The 17847-nt window shown below is 39.5% G+C and carries 15 protein-coding genes; 8 read left to right on the top strand and 7 right to left on the bottom strand.

Annotation, left to right across the window (positions count from 1 at the left end; all coding sequences use genetic code 11):
* Window positions 1-32: 32 nt before the first annotated feature.
* Both KTJ10_RS08800 and asd read right to left on the bottom strand, forming a co-directional pair.
* A complete protein-coding gene (locus tag KTJ10_RS08800) occupies window positions 33-1394 on the bottom strand; it encodes a FimV family protein (protein WP_262441810.1) in 1362 nt (453 codons plus the stop codon).
* A 148-nt stretch (window positions 1395-1542) separates the two neighbouring features.
* A complete protein-coding gene (asd, locus tag KTJ10_RS08795) occupies window positions 1543-2661 on the bottom strand; it encodes an aspartate-semialdehyde dehydrogenase (protein ID WP_005066045.1) in 1119 nt (372 codons plus the stop codon).
* A 187-nt stretch (window positions 2662-2848) separates the two neighbouring features.
* Here asd and KTJ10_RS08790 point away from each other — a divergent pair, with 187 nt between their 5' ends.
* Entirely contained in the window at window positions 2849-3958 is a 1110-nt protein-coding gene (locus KTJ10_RS08790) for an endonuclease/exonuclease/phosphatase family protein (RefSeq protein ID WP_262441809.1), read from the top strand.
* 698 nt (window positions 3959-4656) lie between these two features.
* Complete coding sequence (gltP, locus tag KTJ10_RS08785; protein ID WP_262441807.1) at window positions 4657-5943, top strand: glutamate/aspartate:proton symporter GltP; 1287 nt, start codon at window positions 4657-4659, stop codon at window positions 5941-5943.
* A gap of 56 nt (window positions 5944-5999) precedes the next feature.
* Here the strand turns inward: gltP and KTJ10_RS08780 are convergent, their stop codons facing one another.
* From KTJ10_RS08780 to KTJ10_RS08765, 4 genes are all read right to left on the bottom strand, one after another.
* The gene (locus tag KTJ10_RS08780; RefSeq protein ID WP_199977398.1) at window positions 6000-7100 is read right to left on the bottom strand and encodes a glycosyltransferase family 4 protein; all 1101 of its coding nucleotides are present in this window, start codon (window positions 7098-7100) and stop codon (window positions 6000-6002) included.
* Between the two features lie 232 nt (window positions 7101-7332).
* A complete protein-coding gene (locus KTJ10_RS08775) occupies window positions 7333-8268 on the bottom strand; it encodes a lauroyl acyltransferase (RefSeq protein ID WP_199977400.1) in 936 nt (311 codons plus the stop codon).
* A 110-nt stretch (window positions 8269-8378) separates the two neighbouring features.
* The gene (locus KTJ10_RS08770) at window positions 8379-9011 is read right to left on the bottom strand and encodes a LysE family translocator (RefSeq protein ID WP_032054347.1); all 633 of its coding nucleotides are present in this window, start codon (window positions 9009-9011) and stop codon (window positions 8379-8381) included.
* Window positions 9012-9234: 223 nt separating this feature from the next.
* Window positions 9235-11145: an ATP-binding cassette domain-containing protein gene (locus tag KTJ10_RS08765; protein ID WP_002114959.1), complete on the bottom strand. Its 1911-nt coding sequence runs from the start codon at window positions 11143-11145 to the stop codon at window positions 9235-9237.
* A 32-nt stretch (window positions 11146-11177) separates the two neighbouring features.
* On the opposite strand from KTJ10_RS08765, the gene KTJ10_RS08760 reads away from it, so the two are divergent.
* Window positions 11178-11423 carry a SlyX family protein gene (locus KTJ10_RS08760; protein ID WP_002115104.1) on the top strand — a complete coding sequence of 82 codons (246 nt, stop codon included), beginning with the start codon at window positions 11178-11180 and terminating at the stop codon, window positions 11421-11423.
* Window positions 11424-11478: 55 nt separating this feature from the next.
* Here KTJ10_RS08760 and KTJ10_RS08755 read toward each other — a convergent pair whose 3' ends face one another.
* Complete coding sequence (locus tag KTJ10_RS08755; protein WP_262441805.1) at window positions 11479-12489, bottom strand: zinc-binding alcohol dehydrogenase family protein; 1011 nt, start codon at window positions 12487-12489, stop codon at window positions 11479-11481.
* 99 nt (window positions 12490-12588) lie between these two features.
* On the opposite strand from KTJ10_RS08755, the gene KTJ10_RS08750 reads away from it, so the two are divergent.
* The 5 genes from KTJ10_RS08750 to KTJ10_RS08730 all read left to right on the top strand — a co-directional run bounded on the left by KTJ10_RS08750 (window position 12589) and on the right by KTJ10_RS08730 (window position 17792).
* Window positions 12589-12966, top strand: a complete 378-nt coding sequence (locus KTJ10_RS08750; protein WP_262441804.1) for a winged helix-turn-helix transcriptional regulator — start codon at window positions 12589-12591, stop codon at window positions 12964-12966.
* Window positions 12967-13114: 148 nt separating this feature from the next.
* The gene (locus KTJ10_RS08745; protein WP_002114763.1) at window positions 13115-13564 is read left to right on the top strand and encodes a hypothetical protein; all 450 of its coding nucleotides are present in this window, start codon (window positions 13115-13117) and stop codon (window positions 13562-13564) included.
* A gap of 35 nt (window positions 13565-13599) precedes the next feature.
* Window positions 13600-16236, top strand: coding sequence for a type I DNA topoisomerase (topA, locus tag KTJ10_RS08740; RefSeq protein ID WP_005066066.1), 2637 nt, complete (start codon window positions 13600-13602; stop codon window positions 16234-16236).
* 89 nt (window positions 16237-16325) lie between these two features.
* Window positions 16326-17084 carry a hypothetical protein gene (locus KTJ10_RS08735; protein ID WP_005066068.1) on the top strand — a complete coding sequence of 253 codons (759 nt, stop codon included), beginning with the start codon at window positions 16326-16328 and terminating at the stop codon, window positions 17082-17084.
* A 126-nt stretch (window positions 17085-17210) separates the two neighbouring features.
* Window positions 17211-17792 (top strand): HdeD family acid-resistance protein, encoded by a 582-nt coding sequence (locus KTJ10_RS08730; RefSeq protein WP_170247622.1) that lies wholly within the window; start codon window positions 17211-17213, stop codon window positions 17790-17792.
* Window positions 17793-17847: the final 55 nt, after the last annotated feature.

Below are 17847 nucleotides of genomic sequence, written 5' to 3'. Positions count from 1 at the left end.
GCAATATAAAGTCAGCTAACTCTGGTTTTAACTTAATGTTTTTGCTTATGAGCCTGTTGCTGTGCTTGTAACTGCTGTTGTAACTCTGCTAAACGCGCATTCAAAAGTTGAATACGTTGGTCTTTTAAACGTAAAGTTTGATTTAGTTTGGTTACATTCCGTTGTAATGTAACGGTTTTTTCTCTTGTTGTCATAACTTTTACTGCTAACTCAGTATTGTTTTGACTTTGTTGTGTGCTCTTTTTAGCACTCCCATGGCTAGAATTTTGGCTGTTTTCAGCCACGATACTCATTTCCGCTTGTTGTAAACGGTATTTAGCTTTGCCAGAAGTTGATTTTGCAGTATGTGTTATGTCTGTTTTTGACTTGTTTTGCTGAGGTTTGGCAGTAGGAGTGTGAGCTAGGTTAAGGGCGATTCCCTGACGTAAACGATTTACATCACCTTGAATAAAAGCATGTCGGTTTTGTGTTTGAATATCATGCATGACTTTCGCAACAGGTTGTTTGGTCTGTGCTGCAATACGATTAGCAATGCTCCATAAAGACTCATTTCGCTGTACCACATACTTACCTGATGTTGCTGGCCCTTTGTAGGAACTTAGAGATTGTTTCTTCGCAGGATTTTGGTTGAGAGGCTTTTTAGATGGTGATTTCTTTTGCGATATTAGATTCTTGATAGGAGTTTTGGGTGAATCATTTGTATCTGTCTTAGGGGGAGTCGGTTTAATTTGATTTTCTATTACTGTCTGATTAGGAGCAGTAGCTGTTGTAACTTGTTGAGCAACCTGATTAGAAGAATTTGCACTAAGTGTATTGGATGAGTTTGTATTTACAGCTGGAGCAGTTCCAGAGTTAATATTAAGACTGTGTTCACCATTCGAATTATTTGTAGTTGAGGCCGAAGTTGGTGATGCATATCGAGTACTTTCTGGCAGATTTAGAGCAATGTCTTTTTCATTGACAATAAACTGAGGTGATAAAGTACTTTCGTTATTTTCAGTCTTTTTTATAGAAGAAGGCTTAATTAAAGTTTTAATATGCTGCAAACGTGTGGCAGAACCTTCACTAATTTTCACCACAATATTGAGTTCAGGATCAAGAATAGGGCGAGATGAGGTAATCACAATAACCCCTGAACCTTGACCATTTTGGCGTGTATAAAAATTAAGATTTCCTGGAGGCTGATGAGACACACCTAGAGTACTTAAATCTTCAGAAGTTGCTAAACTGACTTGTAAAGTTGCGTTAGGGTCAGCTTGTTGGAAATTCATTTCTGCATATAACAAATCGCCGGGTGCGGACTGAATTTGTATAGGGTCTAATGTAATCGCATAAAGAGAAGGCGAAGACATAATGGTGAAAATGGCAATTTTTAATTTGTTATAAACAGTCATCTCAATCCATGACCTAATAAGTCGTAAAGTCGTTCAAAATTATACAATAATGAAATGTAAATAAATTGTAAAATTTTCACAAACCAGTTACGAAAAAGCCGATCTAATGTGATCGGCTTTTTATTTTGACTGAATAATTCAAATCAAATTATGAGCTTTTGTATTCAACTAAAATACGTAACATGCGACGTAAAGGCTCAGCAGCACCCCAAAGTAACTGGTCACCCACTGTAAATGCACCTAGATATTCTTTACCCATGTTGAGTTTACGTAGACGACCTACAGGCACAGTTAAAGTACCAGTTACAGCAACAGGTGTAAGGTCAGTCATAGACGCTTCACGAGTGTTTGGTACAACTTTCGCCCATTGGCTTGAAGTACGAATCATATCTTCGATTTCATCAAGTGGTACATCTTTTTTCAACTTGATTGTCAGCGCTTGAGAGTGGCAACGCATCGCACCAATACGGACACAGTGGCCGTCGATAGGAACAATTTGTGAGTTACCCAAGATCTTGTTGGTTTCAACTTGACCTTTCCACTCTTCTTTTGACTGGCCGCTTTCAAGTTGCTTATCAATATAAGGAATCAATGAACCAGCTAATGGCACACCAAAGTTTGCAGATGGGAAACCTTCACCACGTTGTAACTCGGCAACTTGACGATCAATATCCAAAATTGCAGATTTAGGATCATCTAACAATGTTTTAGTATTGTTGTATAAGTAGCCCATGCCAGTAAGTAGCTCACGCATGTTTTGTGCACCAGCGCCTGATGCTGCTTGATAAGTCATAGCAGTCATCCACTCCACCAAATTGTTTTGGAAAAGTGAACCTACACCCATCAACATAAGCGATACTGTACAGTTACCGCCCACAAAAGTTTTGGTGCCGTTAACCAAGCCGTCTTTAATAACGTTAAGGTTTACTGGGTCAAGAACGATGATTGCATCATCTGACATACGTAAAGTTGAAGCTGCGTCAATCCAGTAACCATCCCAACCAGTCGCTTTTAACTGTGGGAAAACTTCAGACGTATAGTCACCACCTTGACAGGTAATAATGACATCCATTTGCTTCAGACTATTAATGTCTGTAGCTTCCATAAGTGCTGGGGCAGTCTTACCACCAAATGAAGGAGCTTCACCACCTGCATTACTGGTAGAGAAATAAAATGGCTCAATATGAGCAAAATCATTCTCTTCAACCATACGTTGCATAAGGACGGAACCGACCATCCCGCGCCAACCGACCAGACCTACTTTCATGTCATTTTGCCTCGGTGCGTTAAAATTGTTAGGGGGAGTTGAGTGTATCAAAAGTGTCCACAACTGCAAGCGTTACAGAAACAAAACACCATGTTTATTGAGTAGAATATCTTGTTTATGTTACATACAAAATTGATAAAGATGACAAAAACTTTAAAAAACAAATCATCTTAAAAGAGAAAATTCAATGATTTATATCGAAGTTCTAGCTGGTCTGGTGATTTGGTTAAGTTTCTGGTCACTTATTCCTCGTGATGAGTGGTGGTTTCGTGGTGCCGACTTTCCTCGGTTGCAGATTTTATTTGTTGGTCTGTTAGCCTTTATAGGAATGCTGTTTTGGCCTGACGAATGGAATCTCTGGCGTGAAGTCGTGCTGGCTGTGCTCATCGCGGCTATTGCTTATCAGCTTAAAATGATTTTGCCTTATACCTTGTTTTGGAAAAAACAGGTTAAACAGGTAAAGCAGTCTCAATTAGATCCACAAAAGCAGATTTCATTAATCGTTTCAAATGTTCTAACCCCAAATGATAAATATCATTTATTGCTTGAACAGATCAGGACATTGAAACCAGATTTGCTGCTTACATTGGAAAGTGATACGACGTGGGAAAATGCTTTAAGAGAGATTGAAGGTGACTATCCTTATCGTGTTCCTGTGCCTTTAGATAACCTCTACGGCATGCATTTATATAGCCGTCTACCTTTATCAAATACTGAAGTTAAATTTATTCTCAGTGATGAAATTCCCTCCATTCATACAACTGTTACTTTACGGTCTGGTATGCCAGTTCAACTCTATTGTTTGCATCCTAAGCCACCTAGTCCAACTGAGGCGAAGGATTCGACTTTACGCGATGCTGAACTTTTAATTGTGGGCGACCAAATTAAAGATCTAGATGAAAGCTGTATTGTGATGGGGGATTTAAACGATGTAGCATGGTCACGTACTACACGGTTATTTCAACGAATTAGTGGATTGCTTGACCCGCGTGTTGGGCGACATTTCATTAATACTTTTCATGCAGATTATCCATTACTGCGCTGGTCTTTAGACCATATTTTCCATAGTACCGATTTCGGTTTGGTGAAGATGCAGCGTTTACCTCATGTTGGATCTGATCATTTTCCTGTCTATGTGGTTTTGCAGACTGGTCGAATATTTGAGCATATTCAAGAGGAGCTAGAACAAACTCAAGATGATGAAGAAGAGGCGCAAAGAGCCATCCAAGAAGGAATTGCAAAGGCTGAAGCCGAAGAAAAAGTGGTGACTGATAAAATTGCACAGCCTTATAAATAAAAAGAATATAAAAAGTGATGTAAGCAATATCGTACAAAGATTTGAGTCTAGGGCGAATAGGCAGAGGGTTATAAAAACCTTATTCTACATTCATCGGCACACGGAACCGGGAATGGATAGTCCCACGTAAGGATACACAAAGCTGATATGGAATAGCATCACGGATCGGATGTTGGAACGGAAACGATAAAAATAATTATTAACCTGAAAGCACAACCTCATTTACCCGAGTTTTGCAGGACGCAGAACTCGGGTTGATATTTTTATATACCTTATTAAATTTATTGTAAATCATATAAAAATTTCCAAGATTATCTTATTTTTAAAATCTATTTAATTCGCGTTAAGCCTTCATAAATTTTTATATACATCTGCGCAATTTTTAATGAAAAAAGATACAAAATTTTTTTTATCTAAGTTTTTGTTTTTATAGATTATTGACGAATAAATATAGGCTTTAATTTATTTAAAGATAAATTGGGGTTGTTTAATTAATAAATCTCAATAGAATGTGCCGATCGTTGACATGTTGGATCGTCAACAGGCATTGTTTTTTACTTCGCCGGATCGGCGGGTTGTGATTTGTTTGTACATTTAAATTTCTGTTTGGGAATTAGTGTACATGTTGAGGTTTCACTCTTAGTTAGTGGTCTTCTCCCTCTCATATTTGATACTTTGCGGTGCATAAGGATTGTCTTATGAAGAATTTTAAATTTAGCCTTGCTTGGCAAATTTTAATTGCTTTAATCCTAGGGATAGTTGTCGGGGCTGTTTTACATAACCAGCCTGAAATCAAAGACAGTATTGTGAATAATGTTCTTACACCACTTGGTAAGATCTTTATTAGCCTGATTAAAATGATTGTTATTCCAATCGTTTTCTCTACCTTGATTTTAGGTATTGCAGGTGTTGGCAGTACGAAAAGTTTAGGGCGACTTGGTTTTAAAACCATTCTCTATTTTGAAATTATTACGACTATTGCTATTTTGGTTGGCTTGGTTGCGGCAAATATTTTCCAACCAGGTGCTGGTGTAGATAAAGCGATGTTAGTGACGACTGATATTTCGCAATATCAGCATACAGCTCAAGAAGTTGGTTCACAGTCACATGGATTGGTACAGACAATTTTGTTCATGATTCCAACCAATATTGTTAACTCTATGGCACACGGTGAAATGTTGCCTGTGATTTTCTTTGCTGTGTTGTTTGGTATTGGTTTATCTTCTTTGCCAGCAACTACTAAAGACCCATTGTTAAATGTATTTCATGCAGTTTCAGAAACGATGTTCCGCGTAACGCACATCATCATGAAATATGCACCAGTGGGTGTGTTTGGTTTAATCGCAGTAACTGTTGCTAACTTTGGTTTTACTTCACTCATTCCATTAGCTAAATTAGTAGTGTTGGTTTATGCCGCTATCTTTTTCTTTGCTTTTGTGGTTTTGGGTATTACCGCAAAAATGTTTGGAATCAACATCTTTATCTTGTTTAAGATTTTAAAAGATGAATTGATTTTAGCATTCTCAACAGCAAGCTCGGAAACGGTTTTACCACGTATTATGCAAAAAATGGAAGCTTACGGTGCGCCAAAAGCAATTTCCAGTTTTGTGATTCCAACAGGTTATTCATTTAATCTTGACGGTTCTACGCTTTACCAAAGTATCGCAGCAATCTTTATTGCACAGCTTTATGGTATAGATATGTCGATCGGTCAACAGGTAATCTTGGTTATTACTTTGATGATCACTTCTAAAGGTATTGCTGGTGTTCCTGGCGTATCATTTGTTGTCCTATTGGCAACTTTACATACTGTTGGTATCCCGCTTGAAGGCTTAGCATTTATTGCTGGTGTTGACCGTATTATGGATATGGCTCGTACTGCGTTGAACGTTGTTGGTAACGCACTTGCTGTACTTGTAATCAGTAAATGGGAAAAACAATACGACTCTGAAAAAGCTGCCGCTTATGAAGCAACATTTAAATAAGATGGCTTTCTTTTAGTTGTAAAAAAACCCGCGAATATCGCGGGTTTTTTATTGGGTTATTTCAAAACGCGTTGGTATAGTTCTAGTGTTTGATCACACATATCTTTTAAGCTAAACATAGTGACAGGAGCAACGATTTGAGGTTGTTCAATATGATTTTTCACAGTCTCTATTAAGGCTTTTTCATTTTGTGCTTCAACAAGACCTTGTGGGTATACATTCGATAAAATCTCGGCAACACCACCACGGTTCCAGCCAATGACTGGCGTACCCACTGAAAGCGCTTCTAAGGCTGTTCTACCGAATGTTTCGGCTTGATTGGATAGAGACAGCACAATATCGCTAAAAGCGAGCCATTCGCGAATATCTGAGCGATGCCCTACGAAGGTAATTTTATCTGCGAGTCCCTTGCTTTGAATAGTACTCTGCAATTCACTTAAGTAAGCTTGCTTTTTGGCATCCGCACCACCAACAACAACGGCATGTAGCTGAGGATATTGCGACTGAAGTTGTTGCATCAGTTCAATTAAACTTTCATGTCCTTTTAAACGTGTAATACGGCCAGGTAAGCAAAGTAAAAACTTATTTTCAAGCTCAGGAAAGTCATTAAAAACTTGGTTAAACCATTGTGCTGAAGGCTGGTAATTATGCGGAAAAGCAGCTGGGTCAATCCCTCGATAAATCCGCACAATATCTTGTGGTGGACAGTTTTTATAATGGTCAGTGATATATTTAACCACGCTGTCAGAAACAGCAATCACTTTATCTGCTTGAGTCATAATGGCACTATAACGATTAACCGAATAGAAACCATGTACTGTGCTAATGAGGTGAGGGCGTTTGTTTGCTGGTATTTTTCTTAAGGCAAAGTGAGTAAGCCAAGCTGGTACACGAGAGCGCACATGAACAATATCGGGTTGATGCTGTTCAATCAGCTGACGTAGAGGACGGATTTGCCACAAGCTTGAAAGTGATTTTTTATGAATAGGCAGCGTTAAGTGAGTAGAGCCCTCAGCTTCAAGTTGAGATACTAGCCGTCCACCGTTTGAAACAACTAGAGATTGATGGCCCTGTGTAACAAGTGCGCGTGCAATTTCTAGTGTGCCGCGTTCTACGCCACCGCTATTAAGTTCTGGGAGAAGTTGCATCACTTTCATTGTTTTTTGCCTTTAGGTTGTAGCAAAGTGGGGGCTTGCGGTTTATTCATTCAATAGATGGAGTTTACTCCTTACTTTTGTTTTGGCAAAAGTAACAAAACCATTTGTTGGACTAACGACCCATCCCTGATGTCGTAGTCCAACAGGCGACATCCATGTCGCCTTCGCACGATAGTACATACTGGAGTTTATTTAGATATTTATAACTATAGTGCGGTAATTATTGAAGGTTTCAGTAAATCTCTTCATATCCCTCAGGACGTGTCTTAAATCGGCGGTGGAACCACATATATTGAGTTGGTGCAATGCGAAGCTGATTTTCAATAATTTTATTAACTCGAGTTGCATCATCGACTTCATCTTCACTTGGCATATTATCGACCGCAGATTCAATCAGAACATGATATTTCGGGTTCTTAATATCTCCATGGCGATAGAAATATAAAGGAACGGCAACTGCTTTTGAGATTTTTAATAAACGACGGTGAGCAGTTACTGTGGCTGCTGGCACGCCAAAGAATGGTGCCATAACGCCTTGCTTGAGTCCGAAGTCTTGATCTGGACTATACCAAATTGCATCGCCATCTTTAAGGTGGCGAATTAAACCACGCATATCATCATGGTCGATTTGTGCTTTATAAATGGTGCCACGGCAACGATAAATCAGCATATCAAGCAATGGATTATTTTGAGGGCGGTACACAACATCTGGTTCGAAATATTGAGCACAAACATAGCCACCCGCATCAAGAAGGGTGCTATGAGTTCCCAATAATAAAACGCCTTTGCCTTGAGCTTGGGCGTTGGTAATGTGTTCTAAGCCTTCAATGGTGACGCGGTTTTTAAACCAGTAAGGCTTATACCATGCGTTTAATGTCTCAAAAATACCAAGCATCATATCGACAAAAACTTGCTTAGCTTGTTGCTGTACTTTTTCAGTTGACCATTCGGGAAAGCAGACTTCTAAATTACGAATAGTCGTTTTTCGGCGAGATTTTAAATATTTCCAAGCAAGATTTGCTAAGCCATGAGCCAGACGCCACTGAATTGCCCATGGTAAAATAGCCAAAAGCATTAAAAAAACAATGGCAATCCAAATACCCCAATATTTAGGTAATAAAAAGGACCATTGAAATTCACCGGGCGTATAAGTCTGCTTTGGGCTCATAACGATATAAAGAATTCAAAATTAAAACTGGCAAAAGTGTATCACGAACTGAATTTAACGTCGTAATACACTGTTGAATTGAGCGGTTAAGATGAGGAAGTAAAACGCGGTTATCGGCGATTTTCTAAAAGAATACGAACTGCAAGTCCAGCTAGCACTGTTCCCATAAGCCAGCGTTGTATATTTGCCCAAAGAGGTTTCTGTTGAAGAAAAAGGGCAATGCTACCCGCAGAAAGCACAATCAGCGCATTTACCGAAACGCTAACAAAAATTTGAATAGTACCGAGTTGAATGGATTGCCATAAAATACTGCCTTGCTGTGGATGAATAAACTGTGGCAATAACGATAAATACATAATCGCAATTTTAGGATTAAGTAGATTTGTAGCGAAACCCATTAAAAATAGTTTAGCTGGAGAGTCTACTGATAATTGCTTTACATCAAAAATTGGGGATGCATTGGGACGTAGTGCTTTCCATGCTAGCCAGAGTAAATAAATTGCCCCTGCAATACGTATGGTGTCATAAGCATAAGGAACTGCAACAATAAGTGCTGTAATCCCGAAAGAAGCGCAAAGCATATAAAATACGAAGCCAACGCCGACACCAGCGAGTGAAATAAATCCCGCCGTTTTTCCTTGGCAAATTGAACGAGAAATAAGGTAAATCATGTTTGGGCCAGGGGTGAGCACCATTGCCAAGCAGATTAATCCGAATGCTAAAATTTGAGAAAGATCTAGCATGAAAAATACTCGAATATTATTATATTGGTAGATATAACATAATTATTTTTATAAGTCTTATATTGAATTAGTGCGATATTTTGAACTATTAAGGCTGACTACATTTAATCACTCATCATGTATTTTTTATAGATTTTGTACTTTAAAAATTAGATATTCTGAAAAAAGCCCCCTTAATTTCAGGAGGCTTTTTTGTTATTTAAATTGTAGGAAAGAACACAAATTAATTTCCTTTGCTCATTTGTTCAAGTTCATCCCAACGTTCTAATTTTTCAAGTAATACCTCTTCAATTTCTGCGAGGCGTTGACTTGCTTTAGTTGCTTCATCGGCATTACTGACGAACCATGAACCATCTGCTAGCTTGTCAGAAAGCTCTGCTTGTTCAACTTCCAGTTTCTCGATTTCAGCAGGAAGTTGTTCAAGTTCACGTTGGTCTTTATAGCTCAGTTTGACCTTTTTAACGTTACTTTGTGCAGCGGCTTTTTCAGCTTCGGCTTTTGCCTGAGCTTTTTTAACATCAGACTTTTGGTCTACGACTTTATCATCTGGTCGTTGCTGTAAATAGTCTTGGTAGCCACCAATGTACTCTGCAATATTGCCTTTACCATCAAAGACCCAAGTCGATGTTACGACGTTGTCCATAAATGCACGGTCATGCGAAATGAGTAATAGGGTACCTTTATATTCAGAAAGCATCTCTTCAAGAAGCTCAAGAGTCACCATATCCAAGTCATTGGTTGGTTCGTCCATCACAATCAGGTTCGATGGTTTAAGCAGTAATTTAGCAAGCAAGATACGGTTACGCTCACCACCAGAAAGGGCTTTTACTGGTGTACGTGCACGTTCAGGTGAAAACAAGAAATCTTGTAAATAGCTGTAGATATGACGGCGGTTACCATTTACATCAACAAAGTCAGAGCCTTCTGAAACGTTTGCCATTACTGTTTTTTCAAGGTCTAAGGCATTACGTAATTGATCAAAATAAGCAACTTCTAACTGTGTACCTGTCTTAACGGAACCACCGTGCTCGATTTCACCTAAAATGGCTTTAATTAAGGTCGTTTTACCGACACCGTTATCACCTACTAGGCCAATACGGTCACCACGCATGACAAGTGTAGAGAAATCTTTAATCAGTGGCTTATCATCATAAGATACGCTTAAGTGCTCAATATCAAATACTAATTTCCCTGAGCGATTTGCTTCTTGAGTCGCCATGCTCACTTTGCCTTGTTGTGAACGGCGAGCTTTCGATTCTTCACGTAAAGCTTTTAAGGCACGAACACGACCTTCATTACGCGTACGACGAGCTTTAATCCCTTGGCGAATCCAAGCCTCTTCTTCAGCTAACTTTTTATCAAATAAAGCATTTTGTTTCTCTTCTGCTTCCATTTGCTGAGCTTTAAGCTCTAAATAGCGTGAATAGTTGCCTTCGTAGCCGCGTAAAATGCCGCGATCAAGTTCAACAATTCGAGTCGCAATGCTGTCTACAAAAGAACGATCATGCGAAATAAATAGAAGCGTTAAATTATTTTGATCGAGTAGGAATTTTTCTAGCCACTCAATACTTTCAACATCTAGATGGTTAGTCGGTTCGTCTAGAAGTAATACGTCCGGTTGTGTCAAAAGAGCACGAGCGAGTAAAACACGGCGTTTACGTCCACCTGAAAGATCTGCCAAATCTGCATTTGGATCGAGTCCCATTTTACTTAACAGGGCATTAACCTTGTTTTCGAGTGCCCAGCCGTCGAGTTGGTCGAGCTTATGCTGTAGGTTGCCCATACGGTCACAAGCTTCCATATCTCCCAGCATACAAGCATCAGTTGCTTCATGATAAGCTCTGAGTACTTCGGCAGCTTCTCCTGCACCATCAGCCACAATGTCAGCAACCTTACCTGAATCCATTGGAACGTCTTGGGCTAACATTGAAACAGTTAAACCATTTTGAATAGAAACTTCACCAGAATCTGGTAATAGGCTTCCCTCGATCAGTTTAAGTAAAGTAGACTTACCTTCACCATTACGCCCAATTAAACAGACTCGTTCGCCACGTTCTAGATTAAAGTTCGCGCCATCGAGCAGGGCAGGTCCGCCAAAAGCAAGTTGGACATCCCTTAGGGTAATATAGGCCATAATGTTTTCCAGAATCTCAAATGAGGATTTAAATGACTAAACCACCATATCATGATGATCAAGCGTCATTTTCCGCACCCATTGAAGATTTGCAAGTGCGAATTACATTTTTGGATGATTTAGTTGAACAATTAAATCAACAACTCGCTATTCAAACTCAAGAAATAGCTGATTTGAAAAAACAAATGCAATTTCTTTATCAACGTGTGGAATCGTCGGATTTATCAGAAGGCATTGCACCTTTCGATCCATTAACGAATAAACCTCCCCACTATTAATAAAAAGGCAAGTTCAATACTTGCCTTTTTATTTGGAGATATTTTCTAATTTTGCTTAAAAACCTTGTAAGACGATCTTACCTTTTGTTGTGCCACTTTCAATTTGCTGATGAACTCGTTTTAAATTTTCAGCATTAATTGGACTTATAACTTCCGTTACAGTCGTTTTGATTTTCCCTTCATCAACCAGCTGACTGACTTCATTTAATAGTTCACTTTGTTTTGCCATATCTTCGGTCTGGAACATTGAACGTGTAAACATAAATTCCCAATGCACAGATACAGACTTGGTTTTAAACGGTTTGATATCTAACTGTTCAGGATCATCAATAAGCCCAAAACGGCCTTGTGGTGCAATCAACTCGACAATATCTGCTAAATGCTGATCTGTTTGAGTGGTTGAGAACACATATAAAGGTGCAGTTAAACCTAATTGCTTGATTTGGGCTGCTAAGGGTTGACGGTGATCTAACACATAATCTGCTCCAAGTTGCTTAACCCAGTCTTGAGTTTCTGCTCGTGAAGCTGTTGCAATAATTATTAGGTTTGTCAGCTGTTTAAGAAGTTGAATGGTGATTGAGCCAACACCGCCAGCTCCACCAATCACTAATATTGTTGTGCTTTCTGGCGCTTTCTTTGGAACTTGCAGGCGATCAAATAACATCTCCCAAGCCGTGATTGCAGTTAAAGGGAGAGCTGCCGCCTGGGTTACTTCTAAAGTTTTTGGTTTATGGCCAACAATGCGTTCATCAACCAATTGTAATTCGCTATTACTACCTTGACGATTAAGAGCACCTGCATACCAAACAATATCGCCAATCTTAAATTGAGTAACTTTATCTCCAATCGCTTCAACTACACCTACTGCATCCCAGCCAAGAGTTTTCCACTGATTATTCTCAGGGCTTACATTCTTTCGAATTTTAGTATCTACCGGATTTACTGAAACAGCTTGTACACGAACAAGTAAATCGTGTCCTTCAGCAATAGGGGCATCGAGTTCAATATCGACGAGTGCTTCTGGCGATGTAATAGGCCCCGCTTTTTGATATGCCACAGCTTTCATAATTATCATTCCTCTTGTTGAGAGTTTGATCATAACGTAAGCTTAAAATAAGTGACTACAGACAAATAACGCTCATAGTGTCAAAAAGGATACTGTAAAATGGCAAAAGTACGACATTCAAGTTTTGATTGTTCTCCGGGATGTTCAGTGGAGGCAGCGATTAGCTTGATTGATGGAAAATGGAAATGCGTCATTCTTTGGCATTTATTTAATGAAGGCACCTTGAGGTTTAACGAAATTCGAAAGCGTGTTCCGAGTATTACCCAAAGAATGCTGACAAATCAGCTACGTGAATTGGAACAAGATGGAATTATTCATCGGGAAGTCTATCCTCAGGTACCACCTAAAGTAGAATACTGCCTGACTGATTTGGGGCAAAGTCTTGAAAAAATTCTGTTTGCTTTAAAACAGTGGGGGGATGCTCATATTGACCAGTTTGGAAAGCTGACACTTGTTAATGGCCATCTGAATCCTTAATGATATTTGTGTCAGCTCATCGCAATTTGCACTGTGAAATCTGACTATTTTGAAGCGTGCCCCTGTATCGGGCATTATTTTTATGATGAAACTTGCGTTTTCTGGTCAGCTTATGCAACTCTAATAAAAGAGATTAATAGGTTTTGCTATGGACAATATGGGAATTTGGGTTACCGTTATCATTGTTCTTTTCGTACTAGGCTCCATTTTTGGTTTAAGAGTGAGCCCACGTGAAAAGGCACTTGGTATTATGCGTGATAAAGCTCGTAAAATGGGTTTACACCCACGTGTAATCGTTGCACCTGAATGGACACATGTCCCAATGGCGACTGAAAAGCGTGCCAGCATGGTTGCTTATTATAGTGTATTGATTCCCGATGCCCGTTTATCTTTAATGCGTGCTCGTGTTGTAGACGGCAAATTAAAAGTGGTTCAGGGTGATGAGAAATTTAATGATTCTCCCATTGCATTAAAAGGGATTTATGCTATTGATATGCAGGCAAACTGTGTAGGGCTTTATTGGGATGAGGAATCAGACCTGAGAGCAACACAATTAGATGAGATGAAGGCTTATCTGTTGAACTTGGCTAAAGCCTGATTTTTAAATTTATTGGTATAGGAATAACATTTTATATGGCGAATACCTCGCGCTCTGCATCTCAAAGCACAGCATCTACTGCACCTGCTGCACATAAACGTGCCTTAGTGATTGTGGAGTCGCCTGCCAAAGCGAAAACCATCAATAAATATCTGGGTTCGCAATACATTGTAAAGTCTTCTGTAGGTCACGTGCGTGATTTGCCAACAGGTGGCAGTAAATCAACTGAGAAAAAGCCGGCTGCGCGGACGAAACTCACTGAAGCAGAAAAAGAACAAAAAGCCAGTCAGGCTTTAGTTAATCGTATGGGGGTTGATCCTGAACATGGTTGGGAAGCTCATTACGAAGTTCTGCCAGGTAAGGAAAATGTTGTTGCTGAACTAAAAAAACTCGCCAAAGATGCCGATGCAATCTATCTCGCAACGGACTTGGATAGAGAAGGGGAAGCCATTGCTTGGCACCTAAGAGAAGTTATTGGTGGTGATGACAGCCGTTATCATCGCGTGGTATTTAACGAAATTACTAAAAATGCCATTCAAGAAGCATTTAAACAACCTACGCGCCTAGATTTAAACCGAGTTAATGCTCAGCAAGCACGCCGTTTCTTAGACCGTGTTGTTGGCTTTATGGTTTCACCATTGCTGTGGGAAAAGATTGCCCGTGGTTTATCGGCAGGTCGTGTACAGTCTGTAGCGGTGAAACTGGTTGTAGAGCGTGAAAGAGAAATTCGTGCTTTTATTCCGGAAGAATACTGGCAAGTTTTTGCAGACACGCAAGCCAAGAAAGATGACATTCGTCTTGAAGCAGTTAAGCAAGCTGGTAAAACCCTTAAACTGAAAAATAAAGCTGAAACTGATGCTTTATTGGATGTTTTAAAAGGTGCTGAATATAAAGTTGCACAGCGTGAAGATAAACCGACTAAGGTAAATCCAAGTGCACCGTATATCACTTCAACGCTGCAACAAGCTGCAAGTACACGTTTAGGTTTTTCTGTAAAGAAAACCATGATGCTGGCACAGCGTCTATATGAAGCAGGTTTTATTACCTATATGCGTACTGACTCAACGTTCTTGAGTGATGATGCAGTAAGCATGGTACGTGCTCATATTGAAAGCCAATTTGGTGAGAAATATTTACCGGCGAAGCCAAACCGCTATGGTAACAAAGCGGGTGCTCAAGAAGCCCATGAAGCGATTCGTCCTTCAAATGTTGCACTTACAGGTGATCAACTTGCGGGTGTAGAGCGTGATGCTCAGCGTTTATATGATTTGATCTGGCGTCAGTTTGTTGCATGTCAAATGACTCCAGCAGAATATTTATCTTCAACTTTAACGGTTGAAGCTGCAAATGTTGAATTGAAGGCAAAAGGCCGTACGCTTGTATTTGATGGTTTTACACGAGTGCGTGGTGCTAACAAGTCTGATGACGATATTATTTTGCCTGCAATTAAAGTAGGTGAAATTTTAAAATTAGAGAAGTTAGACCCCAGTCAGCACTTTACTAAACCACCTGCACGTTTTACTGAAGCTTCTTTGGTTAAAGAACTCGAAAAACGTAGTATTGGTCGTCCTTCGACTTATGCAGCGATTATTTCTACAATTCAAGAACGTGGCTACGTTAAGTTGGAAAACCGTCGTCTTTTCGCCGAAAAAATGGGTGAAATCGTGACAGATCGACTTGATGAAAGTTTCAATAACTTGATGAACTATGCCTTTACAGCAGACCTAGAAGGGCAGCTCGATAAAGTTGCAACAGGCGAGCGTAACTGGAAAGAGTTACTTGATACTTTCTATGGTGACTTTAAGAAACGTCTTACCAATGCTCAAGGCGAGCACGGCATGCGCCGCAACCAGCCGGTTGAAGTGCCAGCGGTACATTGTCCTGAATGTTCACGTCCAATGCAGATTCGTACAGGTACAACAGGCGTATTTTTAGGTTGTTCTGGATATAACTTACCGCCTAAAGAACGCTGTAAAGGAACCTTGAACTTAACGCCAGTTGAGTCCTTAGCTGCTCTTTCTGATGATGATGGTGCTGAAACCGCAGACTTGATGTCAAAACATCGTTGTGCGAAATGTGGCACAGCCATGGACAGCTATGTGATTGATGGTGGTCGTAAACTGCACGTATGTGGTAACAACCCTGACTGTGATGGTTTTGAGCTTGAAGAAGGTGAGTTCAAGATTAAAGGCTACGATGGCCCAACCATTCCGTGTGATAAATGTGATGGTGAAATGCAGCTTAAGACTGGTCGTTTTGGTCCGTATTTCGCTTGTACAAGCTGTGACAATACTCGTAAAGTCTTGAAAAGTGGTCAGCCTGCACCTCCACGTGTAGAACCGATCAAGATGGAACATTTGCGCTCAACAAAGCATGATGATTATTTCGTGTTGCGTGATGGTGCTGCTGGTTTATTCTTGGCTGCAAGTAAATTCCCGAAAATTCGTGAAACACGTGCGCCAAAAGTTGCGGAATTGCGTAGTGTTGCCGCTCAGCTTGATCCTAAATATCAATTTATTTTACAAGCACCAGACGTAGACCCTGAAGGTAATCCGACAGTTGTGAAATTCAGTCGTAAGAATCAATCACAATATGTAGGCTCGGAAACTCCAGAAGGTAAACAAACCAAATGGAACCTAATTTATCAAAATGGTAAATGGGTTGAGGGCTAATTAAGTCCACAATAAAAAATGCTAGCTCAGCTAGCATTTTTTATATCTAAAACAATAAAAGAAAATTTTTAAATGTATGGGGAAAAAGAATGTGGAAAAACATTCGAGTTTTATGTTTGTTAATTATTTTATTGATTGTTGCTGTTCAGGCATGGCGAGATCAAAACCAAGACTGGAATCAACCTATTGTTGTCGTTTTACATCCTATTAATGCAGATGGTTTGCAGACAACGCAGAGCTATATCCATCAGTTAAAATACACTGATTTTGAGAGAATAAGAAATTATTTGGGAGAATGGTCGCAACACTATCGTGGTCAATCAGGAAACTTTGTAATTCGTTTAGGTCAGCCATTACAGCAACGACCTCCTGAGGTTCCTCAAAATGCCAATATCTTTCATGTGATGTGGTGGAGTTTAAAGTTCCGTTTTTATGCATGGCGCCATCAACAATCTGAAGACAATGGGGCATCACTTAAACTCTATTTAAATTATTATGATCCCAATTATCAAAAAGTTTTGATCCATTCGACTGCTTTGGAAAAAGGTCGTATTGGTAGTGTGAATTTATTTGCGACTAAAACACAAGCTTCCCAAAATCAGGTTGTGATTGTTCATGAGCTATTACATGGCTTTGGGGCACAAGACAAATATGATTTAAAAACTGGTCAACCGCTTTATCCTCTAGGTTACGCGCACCCTGAAAAAGTGCCTTTATATCCGCAAACTGACGCTGAAATCATGGGTGGTCGAACACCATTATCTGAGCAGAGCAGTAAAATGCCGAATGGTTTACATGAAACGATAATAGGTTTACCTACAGCTCAAGAAATTGGTTGGGTGAAATAAAATTGTGGATAAATACTGCTTTATCCACATTAATTGATAAGAAACGATGCAGATTTTATACAGACAAAAAATGTGAAGTGGATCACTATTATTAGGTAGATGAAATTCTAATACCTGATAATAAGAGTGGCCATGATGAAAACTGTCGGTAATGATTTGGTGCGCAATCAGTTACATGCTGATCGTAAGTGGTATTTGATATTAGGCTTTGTGCTTATTGGCTTCGGTCTGATTTTGTTTAGTTCATTACCATTTGCGACCTTTTCTGTCGTTTTTTTATTTGGAATACTCATGATGGTCGGAGGTGTTTTACATCTTGTTGCGGCTATTAGTGTTTTTAAAGGCGCAAGCCGATGGTTATGGGCACTGTTTGGTGTACTTTATTTAATAGCGGGTTATTACGCTTTTTCTACTCCTGTAAAAACAGCGGTAGTTTTAACAAGCTTACTATCGATTGCACTTATCATCGCTGGGACTATACGTACAATAAACGCGATTTTACTTAAGCCAATTACGGGCTGGGGCTGGACTTTATTTTCCGGATTATTAACACTCGCTACAGGTATTTTAATTTTGGTTTCTAAAGATTCACCTTTTTGGGTGTTAGGAATGTTCCTTGCTATTGATATCCTATTTCAAGGAATTAATTTTCTAGGTTTGGCTTCTGCGATTAAGCATCTACCATCTAGTTCAAAAACAGTATCTTAAATAAGAATATTGAATCAAAGAGCACTTTAGGTGCTCTTTTTGTTTTTAGGACGGG

The organism is Acinetobacter sp. WU_MDCI_Abxc222 (genome assembly GCF_025514755.1).
Lineage (GTDB): Bacteria > Pseudomonadota > Gammaproteobacteria > Pseudomonadales > Moraxellaceae > Acinetobacter > Acinetobacter geminorum.
This window is presented reverse-complemented; position numbering and strand designations above follow the sequence as displayed.

Bases quoted from the DNA above. Each gene is read 5' to 3' on its own strand.
- KTJ10_RS08790 (WP_262441809.1), top strand. From the start codon at position 2,849: ATGATTTATATCGAAGTTCTAGCTGGTCTGGTGATTTGGTTAAGTTTC.
- gltP (WP_262441807.1), top strand. From the start codon at position 4,657: ATGAAGAATTTTAAATTTAGCCTTGCTTGGCAAATTTTAATTGCTTTA.
- KTJ10_RS08775 (WP_199977400.1), bottom strand. From the start codon at position 8,268: ATGAGCCCAAAGCAGACTTATACGCCCGGTGAATTTCAATGGTCCTTT.
- KTJ10_RS08745 (WP_002114763.1), top strand. From the start codon at position 13,115: ATGGACAATATGGGAATTTGGGTTACCGTTATCATTGTTCTTTTCGTA.
- KTJ10_RS08750 (WP_262441804.1), top strand. From the start codon at position 12,589: ATGGCAAAAGTACGACATTCAAGTTTTGATTGTTCTCCGGGATGTTCA.
- KTJ10_RS08755 (WP_262441805.1), bottom strand. From the start codon at position 12,489: ATGAAAGCTGTGGCATATCAAAAAGCGGGGCCTATTACATCGCCAGAA.
- KTJ10_RS08760 (WP_002115104.1), top strand. From the start codon at position 11,178: ATGACTAAACCACCATATCATGATGATCAAGCGTCATTTTCCGCACCC.
- topA (WP_005066066.1), top strand. From the start codon at position 13,600: ATGGCGAATACCTCGCGCTCTGCATCTCAAAGCACAGCATCTACTGCA.
- KTJ10_RS08780 (WP_199977398.1), bottom strand. From the start codon at position 7,100: ATGAAAGTGATGCAACTTCTCCCAGAACTTAATAGCGGTGGCGTAGAA.
- asd (WP_005066045.1), bottom strand. From the start codon at position 2,661: ATGAAAGTAGGTCTGGTCGGTTGGCGCGGGATGGTCGGTTCCGTCCTT.
- KTJ10_RS08735 (WP_005066068.1), top strand. From the start codon at position 16,326: ATGTGGAAAAACATTCGAGTTTTATGTTTGTTAATTATTTTATTGATT.
- KTJ10_RS08800 (WP_262441810.1), bottom strand. From the start codon at position 1,394: ATGACTGTTTATAACAAATTAAAAATTGCCATTTTCACCATTATGTCT.
- KTJ10_RS08765 (WP_002114959.1), bottom strand. From the start codon at position 11,145: ATGGCCTATATTACCCTAAGGGATGTCCAACTTGCTTTTGGCGGACCT.
- KTJ10_RS08770 (WP_032054347.1), bottom strand. From the start codon at position 9,011: ATGCTAGATCTTTCTCAAATTTTAGCATTCGGATTAATCTGCTTGGCA.